This is a genomic window from Pseudalkalibacillus sp. Hm43 (assembly GCF_054170705.1).
Map to the genome: position 1 here is coordinate 1,833,769 of NZ_CM135129.1, position 15,796 is coordinate 1,849,564.

11 protein-coding genes are annotated in these 15,796 nt (G+C 44.6%); 4 read left to right on the forward strand and 7 right to left on the reverse strand.

Features of this window, described 5'->3' with window-relative positions:
• Window positions 1–26: 26 nt before the first annotated feature.
• Entirely contained in the window at window positions 27–1,379 is a 1,353-nt protein-coding gene (locus ACXQIQ_RS09720; RefSeq protein ID WP_439298965.1) for a TrkH family potassium uptake protein, read from the reverse strand.
• Between the two features lie 226 nt (window positions 1,380–1,605).
• Between ACXQIQ_RS09720 and asd the strand changes: the two genes are divergently transcribed.
• Entirely contained in the window at window positions 1,606–2,460 is an 855-nt protein-coding gene (gene asd, locus ACXQIQ_RS09725) for an archaetidylserine decarboxylase (protein WP_439298964.1), read from the forward strand.
• Window positions 2,461–2,483: 23 nt separating this feature from the next.
• Here the strand turns inward: asd and ACXQIQ_RS09730 are convergent, their stop codons facing one another.
• On the reverse strand, window positions 2,484–3,575 hold the full coding sequence (locus ACXQIQ_RS09730; protein ID WP_439298963.1) for an SDR family oxidoreductase: 1,092 nt from the start codon (window positions 3,573–3,575) through the stop codon (window positions 2,484–2,486).
• Window positions 3,576–3,635: 60 nt separating this feature from the next.
• Between ACXQIQ_RS09730 and ACXQIQ_RS09735 the strand changes: the two genes are divergently transcribed.
• Window positions 3,636–4,559, forward strand: coding sequence for a zinc dependent phospholipase C family protein (locus tag ACXQIQ_RS09735; protein WP_439298962.1), 924 nt, complete (start codon window positions 3,636–3,638; stop codon window positions 4,557–4,559).
• A 38-nt stretch (window positions 4,560–4,597) separates the two neighbouring features.
• Here ACXQIQ_RS09735 and ACXQIQ_RS09740 read toward each other — a convergent pair whose 3' ends face one another.
• From ACXQIQ_RS09740 to ACXQIQ_RS09760, 5 genes are all read right to left on the reverse strand, one after another.
• Complete coding sequence (locus tag ACXQIQ_RS09740; protein WP_439298961.1) at window positions 4,598–5,875, reverse strand: MFS transporter; 1,278 nt, start codon at window positions 5,873–5,875, stop codon at window positions 4,598–4,600.
• A 193-nt stretch (window positions 5,876–6,068) separates the two neighbouring features.
• Window positions 6,069–8,090 carry an ABC transporter ATP-binding protein gene (locus ACXQIQ_RS09745; protein ID WP_439298960.1) on the reverse strand — a complete coding sequence of 674 codons (2,022 nt, stop codon included), beginning with the start codon at window positions 8,088–8,090 and terminating at the stop codon, window positions 6,069–6,071.
• 2 nt (window positions 8,091–8,092) lie between these two features.
• Window positions 8,093–9,847: an ABC transporter ATP-binding protein gene (locus ACXQIQ_RS09750; RefSeq protein WP_439298959.1), complete on the reverse strand. Its 1,755-nt coding sequence runs from the start codon at window positions 9,845–9,847 to the stop codon at window positions 8,093–8,095.
• 809 nt (window positions 9,848–10,656) lie between these two features.
• Window positions 10,657–11,418, reverse strand: a complete 762-nt coding sequence (locus ACXQIQ_RS09755) for a DUF2087 domain-containing protein (RefSeq protein WP_439298958.1) — start codon at window positions 11,416–11,418, stop codon at window positions 10,657–10,659.
• 316 nt (window positions 11,419–11,734) lie between these two features.
• The gene (locus ACXQIQ_RS09760) at window positions 11,735–13,147 is read right to left on the reverse strand and encodes a SpoVR family protein (RefSeq protein ID WP_439298957.1); all 1,413 of its coding nucleotides are present in this window, start codon (window positions 13,145–13,147) and stop codon (window positions 11,735–11,737) included.
• Window positions 13,148–13,568: 421 nt separating this feature from the next.
• On the opposite strand from ACXQIQ_RS09760, the gene proC reads away from it, so the two are divergent.
• Together proC and proB are read left to right on the forward strand one after the other, a co-directional pair.
• On the forward strand, window positions 13,569–14,369 hold the full coding sequence (gene proC, locus ACXQIQ_RS09765; RefSeq protein ID WP_458026104.1) for a pyrroline-5-carboxylate reductase: 801 nt from the start codon (window positions 13,569–13,571) through the stop codon (window positions 14,367–14,369).
• 185 nt (window positions 14,370–14,554) lie between these two features.
• On the forward strand, window positions 14,555–15,676 hold the full coding sequence (gene proB / locus ACXQIQ_RS09770; RefSeq protein WP_439298955.1) for a glutamate 5-kinase: 1,122 nt from the start codon (window positions 14,555–14,557) through the stop codon (window positions 15,674–15,676).
• Window positions 15,677–15,796: the final 120 nt, after the last annotated feature.

A 15,796-nucleotide genomic window follows, 5' to 3' on the forward strand; every position in this document is an offset into this window, starting at 1 on the left:
AGCTTTTCCGCTCAGTCGTAACATTTCTAGCCAATGATGACTTGTTCTTTTGGATAGTGATAGGTTTCTTTGACGATTTTCCCTCGAATGATGAACAGGAACGACAGGATGCCGACACGTCCTATGAACATCAGGAAAATGACGAGCACTTTTCCAGGTGTACTCAACACTGGGGTCAGTCCCATTGATAAGCCACACGTTCCGAAGGCTGATGCCACTTCAAAAATGATCGCCATCAGAGGAGCTGATTCCGTGTACATCAAAATAAGTACAGAGGTCCCGAACATGAGCACAGCGACACTTAGGACGACGAATGCTTTTTGCACATCCTCTGAAAGCAGTTCACGCTTGAACACCTTGATGGTCGGTTTTCCTTTCGCAAAGGACAGAATCGCCAGGATGACGATTGCGAAGGTAGTCGTCCGGATTCCGCCACCGACGGAACTTGGTGAGGCACCAATGAACATGAGACCGGACATCAGCAGCTGTGTCGGTTCCGAAAACGCATTGATGTCCATCGTCGATAATCCCCCACTCCGTGTCGTTACGGATTGGAACAAGGAATAGAACAAGATTTGATGCCACTTTTTATCTTCATAAAATAAATTGAACTCCAGTACAATAATGAGAAGTGTACCTATAACGACTAGGAAAAAGAAGGTCACTGTCGTCAATTTCGTAAACAATGAGAACTGGTACTTCCCTTTCTTAGAAGTTATGTATTCTTTTACTTCCAACAAGACCGGGAACCCGATTGCTCCAAGAATCATCAACAAAATATTGATGAATTGGACAAAATAATCGGCGGCAAATGGCTGCAGCGATTTCCCTGTTATGTCGAATCCTCCGTTCGTCGTCGCACTGACGGATGCGAAGAACCCTTGCATGAACGCCTCTTGCCACGTTTCGAAGTAATTCAGGAAATACACGCCAAGGATCATCGTTCCGATTGCTTCAATGATCAAGATGAGATAAAGGATCTGGATCATCAGGCGGACTAGCCCCTGGAGAGTCGATAGGTTCTGGTCGGTCATGATGAGCTGCCGTTCCCTTAACCCGATCCGCTTACCGACTAAGAGCCAGATGAACGTTCCGAGTGTCATGATTCCGATACCACCGAATTGTAAAACGAACGCCAACAAGAAATAACCCAGCTCGTTGAACGTCTCAGCCGTATTCACGACTGTCAGACCTGTTACACTGATCGCACTGACCGCCGTAAACAATGCGTCGATGAACGACCAGTCCATCCCGCCTCTATGCGCATATGGAATGCTTAATAAAGAGGTCGACATGACGACGGCCCCTAGGTAAAACAACACAATCAATTGTACGGAAGTTAAACGTATTCTGCGATAACGTCGAATTTTTTTCATCATTATACAACCTTCTACGATTTTCTATGTCGAATGAATCTATCGTACCTAATTTAGATAAAACTGAAAACCCTTTTCTTGAATTAGTTTTCCCATCTTTTCCCGACACAAATGCGTTTTATTGTTATTTAGTATTAACACCCAATGTAAATCAAAGTATAATATTGGTATTGTTTTGAAAAATAATAATCACCATCGCTTTATATCTGCATGGATTGGAATGAAGGAAATGAATGTTGTTTTGAAATATGTGTTGAAATCCCTGCCTCATCACGCGATTACGAATCTGGTGGGGACATTTATGAAATCCCGTCTCAGTAAATTTGCGATTCCTCTTTATATACGTTCATATCAGATCGATGTTTCAACAGTTGAGAAGCCTCTTTCTGAATTCGATAGCTTGAATGACTTTTTCAAAAGGAAATTGAAGTCGGATGCACGTCCGATTCATTCACATAAAGATGTATTCGTCAGTCCGGTCGATGGCGTCATCAGCCAGGTCGGTCGAATTGAAGACGGTGAATTGATCCAGGCGAAAGGCGTCTCTTATACGGTCGAGCAGCTGCTTGCTGATCCGTCCAAGGCAGAGATGTTCGAGAACGGTTCTTTCATGACGATCTATTTGAGCCCGAAGGATTATCACCGTATCCACGCACCTGTAGAAGGAACGATAACCGATTACAGCTATATTCCTGGACGGCTTTACCCGGTCAATAAAATCGGTGTCACCTCGATCGAAGGACTTTTCACAAAAAATGAACGCTTGTCCACCTACATGGATACTACTACTGGAAAAGTGGCGATTGTCAAAGTTGGAGCATTGATTGTAGGCAGTGTCCAGGTCGCTTACCAGGAGCAAGTTGAAAGGCTTCATCAAGGAAAACCGTATTCCGCGGTCCTTGAAACGATCCAGTCCGTCCACAAAGGGGATGAGATCGGGCACTTCGAATTCGGTTCCACCGTCATTCTATTATTTGAAGAAAATCAGATTGAAATGGCGGGGAGTGTCGCGGAGGGCTCATCCATCAAAATGGGTGAACCACTCGGCTATACAATGAAAAAGCTTGAACGGAAAGTCGATTAAAGGGTGATGAGATCACCCTTTTTTCATTTTACAAGAACAGCCTTCTCCTTATCATGTCTTGAAGCTTTATAGTATTTCACGATCGCTTCCCCGTATTCTTCAAAAGAAGGACAACGTATTCCTGAGCCATCCAAATCTTCGATCGTATTCGTCGCATCATAAATCGTTTCACAAAGGAAATAATCAAGCGTCTCCCTCTCTACCTGTACCCATCTTCTGAACTGAGGAATCCTCAGCATCCCGCTTACAACGGATGTCGGAAGGACCCAGGAAGGTTTCTTATGAAGGAGATGGCCGACAATCTGTTCATACAGATCTCTTGCGTCACTCGGGCGCGGATCGGTGAGATGATAGACCTTTCCTTCACTCTTATCATAATGCGCAAAATAATAGACGGCTTCCAAAATGTAATCGACGGGAACCAAATAGACCGGCACCTCTCCTCGTCCGATGTACGGAATCGGAAGACGTGCAAACTTATCGAGGAATCGCATGATGAAATAAGGACCGTCAAATTTCACGGTTTCACCTGTCTGAGAATGTCCGACAACGATGCCAGGACGAATGATTGTTGTCGGGACCTTGTCCATTCTTTCCTGAACGAGAACCTCCGCTTGATACTTTGTCGCTTCATAATGATTTTTGAAGCGTTGCCCCTTCACTAGCTCCTCTTCATAAACGATTCCAGTCCTGTCTCCAGATACATAGGCGGTGCTGAAGTAAATGAACCTCTTCAAATTAGGAAGTTGTTCTACGCAATCGATCACCATCCGAGTGCCTGTGACATTCACATTCTGTGCGAGCGTTTTCGGAACTGCGAGATCGTATATGGCAGCAAGGTGGAACACATGCGATACAGAATCCAGCTGCTGCTCCTCCTCCAAACCAAGTCCTTTTTGCGTGATATCTCCTTGTAAAAGAGTGTAGCGCTCCTGTGTCCCCAACATCCGAACGGTTGATTCCGCCTTTTCTATTTGGCTTGGATGGACCAACAGCTTGAACATCGCATCTGGTTCTTTTTCTGAAATGAATTCAACCAGCTTGGTAGCCAGAAAACCAGGGAAGCCTGTCATCAAATAAGTGTTGCGCATCGTCTTCACTCCAATCGTTTTCATTAAACTGGAAATCCTATATAATTTGAACTAACAGACCAAGTCGTGAGAGGTGACTAAGCAATGCCGAATGTATGGACACATATGTTTTTTGGGGAACGATTATTAGAAAAAACCAACATCATAAAGCTGGATGCGGACACGAAACCGTATTTCAATTTTGGTACCCAAGGTCCGGATCCCTTTTTCTATCACAATTTCTGGCCGTGGAAATCGAGTGCTGTTACGGAAGTCGGCGACCGGATCCACCATGAAATGTGCGGGGACTTCCTATTGAAACTGATCGACTTTACGAAAGACCGTTTGGATGATGAGAAACTCGTCGCCTTTACGACCGGCTTCATCACGCATCACATCCTGGACCGGAATGCACATCCGTACATCAATTACCGGTCAGGAACCGAAGGGAATCGACACCAAAAGCTTGAAATCATTATCGATACACTACTTATGAAAAAGTTCAAAAATATCGAAACGTGGAAAACGCCTGTATACAAAGAGTTGTCCATCGGAAAATCATTGCACGAGCCTGTTGAAAGGATGCTTAGAGAAACTGTCGATGCCACCTTCCCGGATCTTCACGCCAAAATGCCTGATGGCTATGTTCAGCAATCGTACCAACATATGCAGACGGCACTTCGGGTTCTATACGATCCGTTCGGTTGGAAAAACAAGCTGTTGAAAGAGCGTGTTCATCCTTTTTCCTATCAGAAAAACATTGCTCCGGCTGATTATTTGAATGAAGAAAGAACGCCATGGTTCCACCCTGCTCAACCCGATGAAAGACACGAAGAAACGTTCTTGGAATTGGTGGAGCAAGCAGAGCGTGAAGGGATCGATATTTTTACAGAGCTGAAATCCTATTGGTTTGAAGATGACATGAACGCTTATGAGTCTCTGAAACAAAAGCTCGGCAATATTTGCTATGACACAGGAAAAGATCTCTCACTGCAACTGGAAAACAGACACTTTGAACCGATTTTATAAGAAAGCCTGAGCGGAGCAACTCCTCCACTCAGGTTTTTTTACATTGTCACCTCATTGTTCAGCTGCGCTTCTTTTTTACCTTTTTCAATATCGACGCGGGAAAGTAGGAAGATTCCGAGCAGGAAGAAAATGATTAACGAGAAGATTCCCATGCGCGTAGATCCTGTCAGTTGACCGACGATCCCGAACACAAATGGTCCAAAAATCGCTGAGAACTTTGCTGATATCCCATAGAATCCGAAAAACTCTGCGTGCTTGTTCTCGGGCACCATGCTTCCGAATATCGAGCGGCTCAACGCCTGTGCCCCGCCTTGAACGAAACCGACCATGATGGCGAGCGCGTAAAAGTGTACGGCCGATGTCATGAAGTATCCGAGCATGACGATGACGACATATGTCCATAGCGCGATGTACAAGGCACGCTTCGCCTGGATCTTTTTCGCTAAAAAACCGAATAGGAAGGCAAACGGGATACCGACGAACTGGGTGATAAGGAGTGCAGCAATCAGATCTGTTGAACCGATTCCGATATCTCTCCCGTAAATGGTCGCCATTTTGATGATGGTCGAAATGCCGTCGTTGAACAACCAGAACGCGACTAAGAAGATCAGCAATTGCTTGAACTGGTTGATCTCCTTGAATGTCGTCTTCAAGCGTTTGAAGCCGATCGTGACATATGATCCTTTCAGGTCAGGTTGCTCGTGCTTGCGTTCCTGGATGTTGCGGAACAGCGGCAGTGAAAAGACGAACCACCAGACACCGACACTGGCGAATGAGAGTTGTGTTGCAATCAGTGAGTTCGGTAGGAAGAACCATGCCGGCTTCATGATCATCGTCAAGTTGAGGAGCAGGAGCAAACCTCCGCCAATGTATCCGAACGCATATCCTCTCGCAGAAATCCGGTCGATCTCCCCTTTTGGCGCAATTTCAGGTAAGAATGCATCGTAAAAGGCATTTCCCCCTGAAAAACCGATCGTACCGAATATGAGGAGAATCGAAGCGAGGATGTAGTCCCCTTCCCCGACAAAAGCGAGCAGGATACTCGCAAGGATCCCCATGTATGCGAAGAATCGTAGAAACTTTTTCTTAGAGTTCGAATGATCCGCGATCGCTCCGAGTATCGGGGCGAGTAGTGCGACAATCAAAACAGCGATGGATTGCGAATATCCCCAGTAAGCTGTTGCCGTCGTCTTATCGATGTTCTTTGCTGCAACATCGTAATAGAACACAGGTAAAACAGCTGCCATGATGGTCGTGGCAAAGGCGGAATTCGCCCAGTCGTACATCGTCCACGAATAGATTTCTTTCTTCTTCATATCGATCCCCCTCTTATCTGCACCAGATTATCGCTTTATATCATTGTATGTCCGATATTTTCCTTACAGTTCTATATTCGCTTCCATTAGGAGGTTCACCTTTTTGATTTTTGTAAAGCTTGGGAACGGTTAAGATGGACTTGAAGCCCATAAAGAAAGGACTGATCCACTAGGATCAGTCCTCCTCTCTCTTTCATACAGCCTGGGATTGTTTCGTTCCTTGCTGCATTTGATACATTTGATAGTATTTGCCTTGTACTTCCATCAGCTCATCGTGCGAGCCTCGCTCAACGATTCGCCCGCGATCGAGCACGAGAATCTGGTCTGCGCTCTTAATTGTAGAAAGTCGATGCGCGATGATGAACGTCGTTCGTCCTTTCTTCAATACATCCAGTGCCTCTTGGATGATCGCTTCCGTCTCAGTGTCGATGTTCGCTGTCGCTTCATCCAGAATCAAGATCGAAGGATTATAAGCCAACGCACGAGCGAATGAAATCAACTGACGCTGTCCAGCTGACAACGTACTTCCTTTTTCAATGACCGGCTCATCATAACCGTTCGGAAGATGCTGGATGAACGGCTCTGCACCGACATCGCGCAACGCTTTTTCAACCGTTTCACGAGAGATGTTCGGATCATCCAGGCTGACGTTCGAAGCAATCGTCCCTGTAAAAAGGAACGGATCCTGCAGCACGATTCCCATGTGCTTACGCAAGTCCTGCCTCGTCATCTTCTGGATGTCCTGCCCGTCAATCATGATTTTACCGTGTTCAATGTCATAGAAACGGAACAGCAGGTTCATGATGGAACTTTTACCTGAACCAGTGTGACCGACAAGCGCGACAGTCTCGCCTTGTTTCGCTTCAAAGGAAATGTTTTTCAACACGTAATCGTCCTCTTTATAGGCGAACGTCACGTCATCAAAGACGACATTTCCGTCATAACGAGGAAGTGTCGTATTGGACACGTCCTCCCCTTCACGATCCAACAAGCGGAACACTCGCTCACCAGAAACAAGTGCTTGCTCTAAGTTTGCGAGCTGCGTCACGATTCCCATGATTGGCTGGAACAAACGGTTCAAGTAATCGACGAATGCATACAGCACACCGACGGAAACAGCAGTTGTCGCCGTGAGGGATGCCCCACCGAAATACCAAATCAAGGTTACGAATGCGATGTTCCGCAGCAACCCGACTAGGTTGTGTGACATCAAGGCATCGAGACTGAGCAATTTGTTCCGATATTGGAAATACTCCTCGTTGATCGTTTCGAACTCTTTCGTCGTCTGCTTCTCTCTTCGGAATGCTTGGATGATCGTCATCCCTTGGATCGATTCGTTGATCATCGCATTCAAATCACTCAGCCGTTGACGGATCAAGTGGTTGTACTTGGACGCATACTTTCGATACATGATGATCCAGACGAACATGATCGGGATGATGACAGAACAGATCATCGCTAGTCGGACGTCCAGGAAGAAGAGCGCCGTCAGGATCCCGAGGATATAGATGATCCCTGTGAAAAATTGCGCCAACACCGTGACGTACAGTTCACGGATCGCTTCAGTATCGTTCGTGATTCTTGAAACGACTTTCCCGGCTGGCAAGTTATCAAAATAATTCACTGGCAATCGTTGAATCTGTCCGAATACATCCGTCCGCATATTTTGGATGATCCGATTGGCAGACTTCTGTAGCAAGTACTTTTGCCAGTAGGTGAAAAATGCAGAAATCACGAGCAACCCTAGGTAAAAGGCACTCAAATAGATGAGCCACTTCACTTCCGGTTGATAGAACGCGAGTAACTGATCGGTCGTCAGTTCGACCGCATCATACTCCGCTTGGTTTTCACCTTTTTCAATGACGATGCTGTCGCCTTCAATCGAGCGGTTCCCATCAAACTCAATCGGTTCGTCAATGAAATAGTAATCTCTTTTTACTTGTAGGATCCGGACTTCCGGGTACTCAGAGGCATCTCCGTCAAAATAAGCTGTACGGATGTAATGGTTCCCTTTGTATTCGACTGTCTCTTCACCTGGACCGTCTACTTGAATCCAAGGTTTTTCGATTCCTAGAATATGATTGTCGATCATTTTCTTTGCGATGAACGGACCGGTCAGCTCAGCTGAAACCGCAATCGTCAACATCGCCAATGCGAAAAAGATCATCTTCTTATATCGTAATGCGTATCGGTATAATCGTTGACCTACGCTCATAATTACACCACACCTTCTGAGAGGCCGTCTTCAAGCTGCTGTCTTTCGTATTGCTCCTTGTACCAGCCTCCGTTTTCCAATAGTTGTTCATGTGTTCCTTCTTCAATCACCTTGCCCTCATCCATGACGAGGATCCAGTCTGCATGCTGGACCGCGGAAAGACGGTGCGTCGTGATGAAGGTCGTTTTACCTGATCGTTCATTCCGGATGCTTTCGATGATTTTCGCTTCCGTTTTCCCATCGACAGCTGACATCGCATCATCCAATAGTAAAATCTCTGGATTGACGAGTAGCGCGCGGGCAATCGAAATCCGTTGCTTCTGACCACCTGACAACGCAACACCCTTCTCACCGACAAGCGTCTTCATGCCTTGCGGTAAGTTTTCAATATCATTTGTGAGTGATGACAGTTCGACCACATCGTTCAGTCGTTTTTGTGACGTATCATTCACGCCGAACGTGATGTTTTCCTTCACTGAACGTGAGAACAGGATTTGTTGTTGAGGAACATATCCCATCCATCCGTGCAATTGCGTCAATGGAATGTCATCGATCGGTGTGCCAGAAACGGTGATCGCACCTTTTCCGAGTGGATATTCACGCAGCAACTGCTTGATGAGCGTCGTCTTCCCGCTTCCCGTCTTTCCGACGATTCCTAGGGTTTGACCCTGTTTTAACGTAAAAGAAACATTCTTCAAGTTGTCGACTTGGGACGTTGGATAACGGAACGTCACGTTGTCGAACTTGACTTCAGTTGCCTTCGCTACCGGCTGAACGTTCTCTTTATCCTTCACATCCGCTTCATAATCAAGCGTATCGTTCACTCGGTCGAGGGACGCATTTCCACGTTGCATGATGTTGATCAATTCTCCGATCGCGAACATCGGCCAGATCAACATCCCAAGATAAACGTTGAAGGAAATCAACTCACCGAGCGTAATCGTCTTATGGAAAACGAGATACGCTCCGTAACCTAATCCAATCATATAGCTGATTCCGACGAGTATTTTGATCGTTGGTTCGAACAATGAATCAATCCGTGCAACAGAAATGTTCTTCTGGTAAACATCATCTGCCAGGTTTTCAAAACGTTTATGGTCTGCTTTCTCCTGAACGTAAGCACGTAGGACGCGGACACCGGAAACCGACTCCAACACCTGGTCATTCAAATCACCGAACGAATCCTGGGCGGTCGTAAAACGTTTATGCATCAGCTTTCCGTAGCGGTTCATGAGGATCGCCATGATTGGCAATGGCAACAATGCCGCTAACGTCAGCTTCCAACTGATCATGAATCCCATGACGAACAGGATCGTGATCAGGAAAAAAGTCGAGTCGATCAATGTCAGAATTCCAAAGCCTGCGGTCATCGAGATGGCCTTAAGATCATTCGTCGCTCTTGCCATCAAGTCACCGGTACGATGCTTTTCATAAAACGTCGGGGTCATTTTCAACAGATGTCCCATGAATTTTGAACGCATCGTCTTTTCAACCAAGAATGCACCCCCAAAGAGCTGATACATCCAGATGTAGTTGATACCGTAATTCGAAACGAGTAGCGCTCCGTATATCCCGACGAATTGCATCAATCTTTCAAAAGTAAGGCTGCCGATCGTCATTTCGTCGATTGCCATTCCGATCAGTTTCGGTGGAATGACCTCCATGACGTTGACGATCTGTAATAAGATGATTGCGATTGTGTATCTTTTCCAATGTTTTTTAAAAAACCAACCTAGTTTGACTAATACTGAAAACATGCTAGATCTCCTCTCCTGCTGTTCGCTTTTGTTTTGGTTTGTCAGCCGCCTTCGATCCGATCGATATGGCGTGCTTTTCTTTGGATTTTTGCATTCATGAGAATGGCTCCTTTCAATTACATGGGTTTTATTTATATGAAGCATTCCGTTTCGTTTCGGATGCTTATATACAAGTGGCACATCATGCTCCCCTTTTTTGTTTCCATAGAAGTTTAATCATTGAGGTTTCACTTTCAGCAACTTCTTTTAGTTTTATTTATTGACTATTTTCTTCATTTGGAAGTAGATTGAAGCGCAAGGTGCGAGACTCCTACGGGACGAGCGGTCAGGTGGAGACTCCTAATGACGCGAAGCGTCAGGAGGCTCACCGCCCGCCCCGTGGAAAGCGAGCAACCTGGAGCGGAAATCAATTCATACAAGAGCAACAATGCATAGGAAAACAGCTTTATTATAAAAAACAAAAAAAGCATGCCACACGTAAGCGGCATACTTCTTCCTTGGATTGAAATTTCTAAAAGAAATATAAAAAGCTCACGCATATAGGTGGCGTGAGCTGAATGTACAAATATCTAAAAATGCAGATAGAGGTGCCTTTATCGGTCCACGCCATGCTTTATGAAGTTGTTTGCAATTGAAACAATGCAATCTTGTTTCACTGAACGTACGATGTAGTTTTGCATGACGCTACCTCCTTTTCATCCTATTTTTATGAATTCCTATTAAAGTTTATACCAACCCTTTCCAAATGGCAATAGACTTTTGTCTATTTTTAAAATTTTTTTACAATTCCATTCAGGTTGGTATTCGCCTTACTTTTTCACCCAATATTCACTACAGTCTTTGCTGCGGTCAAGAAATCCATATTCAATGAGGTATCTTCTAACTGTAACAAAATCATCGATGATCGGTTTGAGCACTTCATTGACTTCCATTTCATTATATTTCCGTTCTGGCTCAAAACGACGAATAATTTGTTGAAGAACGATGATTTTCCGTTTCTCTTTACTCGGAAACTGGGTCAGTGGTCCATCTACGCCCTTGTTAAAATACGTATTCAAAACTTTTTCCCGTTCTTTGGTCGTTATTGCATATCGTTCATCCACTTGAGTTGCCCCCTTATGAATTTGTACGAGATCATCCTTTTGATCGGTATTTGTCTGCTTCAATAACTCCATGATGGCCAGGAACACCTTGGCTTGCTTTTCTTTTTCCTTCAACTTAAATCGGTGGGTCCGGATCGTAGAAGTACTACCTAAATCAAGGTGCTGAGCAATTTCCTTATCGGACTGCCCGTCTTTGAAGCAGGACAGGATTGTACGTTGGACATCCGTCAGCCCCGTGTATTTCTTGTTCATGCTTAATAGGTAGTCGAGCATCGTACCATGTTCATCCGTGATGTGTTGTTCGATCGCCCTTTCCGCTTCCATCAATAGATCATCAGTCCATTTATAGATGAAGCCTTTCTGAAAGCTTTTGCCGCAAACCAGGCATGAGTACTGCTCTCCATTAAATGTGTAGCCTTTTTTCAATTCTTCCGTATTCGCGTCCCAAAATCGGTCTTGGTGTTCCAATCGTAAACCCTCCATTATTCCGTTTGCTCTCTAACAAACACTTTACACTAATGTTTGCATTTTTACAATCGTTTTCTGGTTTTGTTTATAAAAGAACAAACAAAAAGGCTGACCGTTTGTAAAAAAACGGTCAACCTTTGACATTTATCCGGTTCAGTCTGATCACTTCTCCAATTATTCTGTTCAAATGTCGATTTATTCTATCCAAATCCGCAATAATTCTGCCCAATCTTCACATTTATCTGCCCAATTCTCAATTTATTCTACCCAATCTATTATTCCTTCTTCAATGAAACAAAAGAACCGTCCCCAATACTCACAGGTTCCTCTTATGCATACCCTTCCCATCGTAAGTGAAGGCGACTGGTTTGTTCTCTACCATCGTTTCCATGTGGACTGCTCTTCCCCACAGGTCGTATATATAAGGAAGGACTTTCTCAAGATATTTCAAATCCAGCTCGATGTCTTCGAAATGGTGCAGCAAATAAAGTTCCCCATTTTTCAAGTAATCCCCATCGTTTACAGTTATATAAGGAAAGCCTCCGTTCACCCGGCTGCTCACCAGCTGATCGCGCACTTCCTCCCATTGCTTGGTCGTGATTCGATAATCCTTCCCTTGCTTTTGGAATAAGTACAGATCCTCTTTATCGCAAAGATCCTTCGTCAAATAATTACGGATGAAAGAAATATCCGATTCAATTTCCCTTACTTCAAAAATCTTGTCTCTTCCGCTTCCCTTCGTGACCCCTTGCCTTATCAATTCTTCGGATGGATTATCATAACATTCTTCAATATCCTCGAAGATCTTCAATCCTAAGTAATAAGGATTCACTGAAGTTCTGGAAGGTTGCACAACACCCGCGTTCAACTTCGCAAATTCAATGACCTCGTCACTCGTCAGATCCATTTCACGTAAAATGCGCGCATGCCAGTAAGACGCCCAGCCTTCATTCATGATTTTCGTTTCGAGCTGTGGCCAGAAGTACAGCATTTCTTCACGCATCATTGATAGGATATCGCGCTGCCAATCTTCCAGTTCACGGCTGTACTCCTCAATGAACAAAAGGATATCTTTTTCCGGTTGTGGAGGAATCTTACGCCTTGTCGTCGGTTTCGCCTTTTCCCGCTTCTCATCCGTTTGGTCGATCTGCCATAGATCATCATACGGAGTAGCTTTTCTCTCCAGTTCCACTTCTTCATCGTCCCATTTATAGTTCAGCTTTGGCCTCATGATGGAAGGATCGATATGTTCTTGGATTGAAAGAATCGCATCGAGGAAGTGTTCAACTTCTTTCTTCCCATATAACTGTTCATATTGAGCGACCCGTTCTGCAGTCGAAGTCATGCTTTCGACCATATCCCGCCTCGTGTTCGAGAACCGGACATTGTTTTTGAAAAAGTCGCAATGCGCAAGTACGTGCGCGATGATCAATTTGTTCTGGATCAACGTATTGCTGTCCAACAAAAAGGCATAACAAGGATCTGAATTGATGACCAACTCGTAAATCTTGCTCAACCCAAGATCATATTGAAGCTTCATCTTATGAAATTGCTTACCGAAACTCCAATGAGAAAAACGAGTCGGCATCCCATACGCACCGAATGTATAAATGATATCAGCAGGACAGATTTCATATCTCATCTCATAGAAGTCAAGACCGAACCCCTCAGCAATTTCCGTAATTTCATGAATGGCGTTGATCAACTCTTTGTGTTCATCGATGCTCATTCCGGTCCCTCCTTAATCAATCTTCAAAACCCCTTTATTACATCAATGTATGATGGGAATCCCTTTTCATGAGTGGAAAGCCGAAAAGTGCGAGCGTCATTCCCCATACTTGTCTTTGCCTGTCCTTCGCTACCGTTGATATAACGGAATTTTCCGATAACTTAGATAAATAAAAAATCTGTGTTTTTCAGCAAGCGTATACATCCCTGTGCATAGATGAGACTTCCTAAGAAAGGATTTGAGACATATAAAAGTCGATGTAAACGCTTACTTGGGGTTTTTCGTCCTTATTCAACCTATTTGGTATATACTGTTGAATTAATTTGCCTGAATGTTACGATTAAAAACGTTGAAAAAAGGACGGTATATAGGAGTGGTTACTTTGTTAAAACAACGCGTTGCCTTTCTAGGCGCAGGTAATATGGCTGAAGCGATGATCTCTGGAATTGTTGAATCAGGAAAATTAGCTCCAGAACAACTCGTCGTGACCAACCGTAGTAACCAAGAACGTTTAAATGAAATGAAAGTAAAGTATGGAATTGAAGCAATAAAGAAAAGTGAATTAGACTTTAGCGAAATCGATGTATTCATTCTAGCAATGAAACCGAAAGACATTGATGCAGTATTAGAAGACTTGAAAGATCGTCTTCGACCTGAACAAGTGCTCATCTCGGTATTGGCTGGTATTTCAACCTCTTATATGGAAGAAAACCTGAATGAGAGCCAGCAAGTCATCCGAGTGATGCCGAACACATCCAGCATGCTGCGTGAATCCGCAACAGCAATTTCACCTGGTAAGCATGTTTCAATGGATCAAGTCGTCTTTACGAAAGAACTTATGCAATGCATCGGAGAAGCTTACATCATTGAAGAAGAGCAAATGGATATCTTCACAGGAATTGCAGGCAGTGGCCCAGCTTACTTCTACAACTTGATGGAACACATCGAGCAAGCTGGTGTCGAAGGCGGAATGGATCGTGAAATGGCTCGTAAAATCGGTGCCCAAACGATTCTAGGCGCGGCGACAATGATGCTTGAACGGGAAGAAACGCCAACACAGCTTCGTAAGAACGTCACCTCCCCGAACGGAACAACTGCAGCAGGACTAGATGCGCTTGACGAACATGGTGGCGGTGAAGCGATTGCAGAAGCCGTGAAAGGTGCAGCTTCACGTTCAAAAGAACTACGTGAAGAACTTGAAAAAGTATTTGCCGTACGATAGAAAAGCGTAAGCGCTCTGCTTAACTACGAAGGTCACTGGAAGACTGATGAGGAGGCTTTGCCGCCGCAAGAAGTCTGAAGTGAGCCAAGTAGTTGGGCGCTGAGCTAGACATTTCATCTTAGAAAATTAGGAAATCTTTATTTTTAAAAAAACGCTAGATTATAGGAGTGAATGTGACACCTGATATGGATAAAAAACGAATTGTAATCAAAATAGGAAGCAGTTCATTAACAAGCTTACACGGAGAATTGAGTCGTAGAAAAATTGAAAAGCTGGTCGATGAAGTCGTCCGACTGAAAGACGATGGGCATGAAGTATTGCTCGTATCATCCGGAGCCGTTGCAGCGGGCTACCGAAAACTCGGGTTCATTTCCCGACCAGATACGTTGCCAGAAAAACAAGCGGCCGCGTCAATCGGCCAAGGACTTCTGATTGAAACGTACTCGGATCTCTTCATCTCCCACGGATATGTCGGATCTCAAATCTTGATCACCCGTGATGATTTTTCAGATGAAAACCGGTACAACAATGCAAGAAGTACATTGACCGTACTATTAGAACGCGGAATCATCCCGATTGTGAACGAAAATGACACGATCACGATGGATTTCTTGAAGTTCGGAGACAACGATACACTATCTGCAAAAGTTGCAGGACTCGTCAACGCAGATCAGCTCATCATTTTATCCGATATTGACGGATTGTACGACGATGACCCTCGAAAGAATGAAGATGCACAGCTTCTCAATCAGGTTCACGAAATTACTCCTGAAATCGAAGCGGTAGCCGGAGATCCTGGTAGCGCAGTCGGTACAGGTGGTATGAAATCGAAGATTGATGCATTCAAGATTTCACTTGCATCCGGCATTTCATCTTTCTTAGGGAAAGCAAGTACGCCGAATATCGTTTATGATGCTGTCAATCATGAAGCGACTGGAACGTACTTCGAACCGAAGAGTGAAAATGAAAACTTGAACCAGAAGAAGCAATGGATTGCGTTCAATTCTGGACCTGAAGGTGAAGTGACGATCAACGATAAGATCGGTGCATCTATCCAAGAAAACAACAAGAGCCTTTCACCATTAGATGTGCACAGTGTCAGTGGACGCTTCGACAAAGGTGCGGTCATCCGTATCAAAAACATCAGCGGCGAAGACATCGGCCTTGGTGTAATGAATTATTCAGCAAACGAATTGAAACGTCTGATCAATCAAAAAGAAATCAAGCTGCAAGATTTCCAAACAGCGGCTGTCGAAAGTGAAGACCTCGTCTGTCACCTCGATGTAGCCGTACCGGTTGGCGTTTAACAAGATTTTTCATTTAGAGTATAGGCTGTTTTGCAAACTTTGTTGCTCTTGAAAGTCGTTGATTTCCGCTCCAGGATGCTCGCTTTCCGCGGGGCGTGCGGTGAGCCCACTCACTTGCAC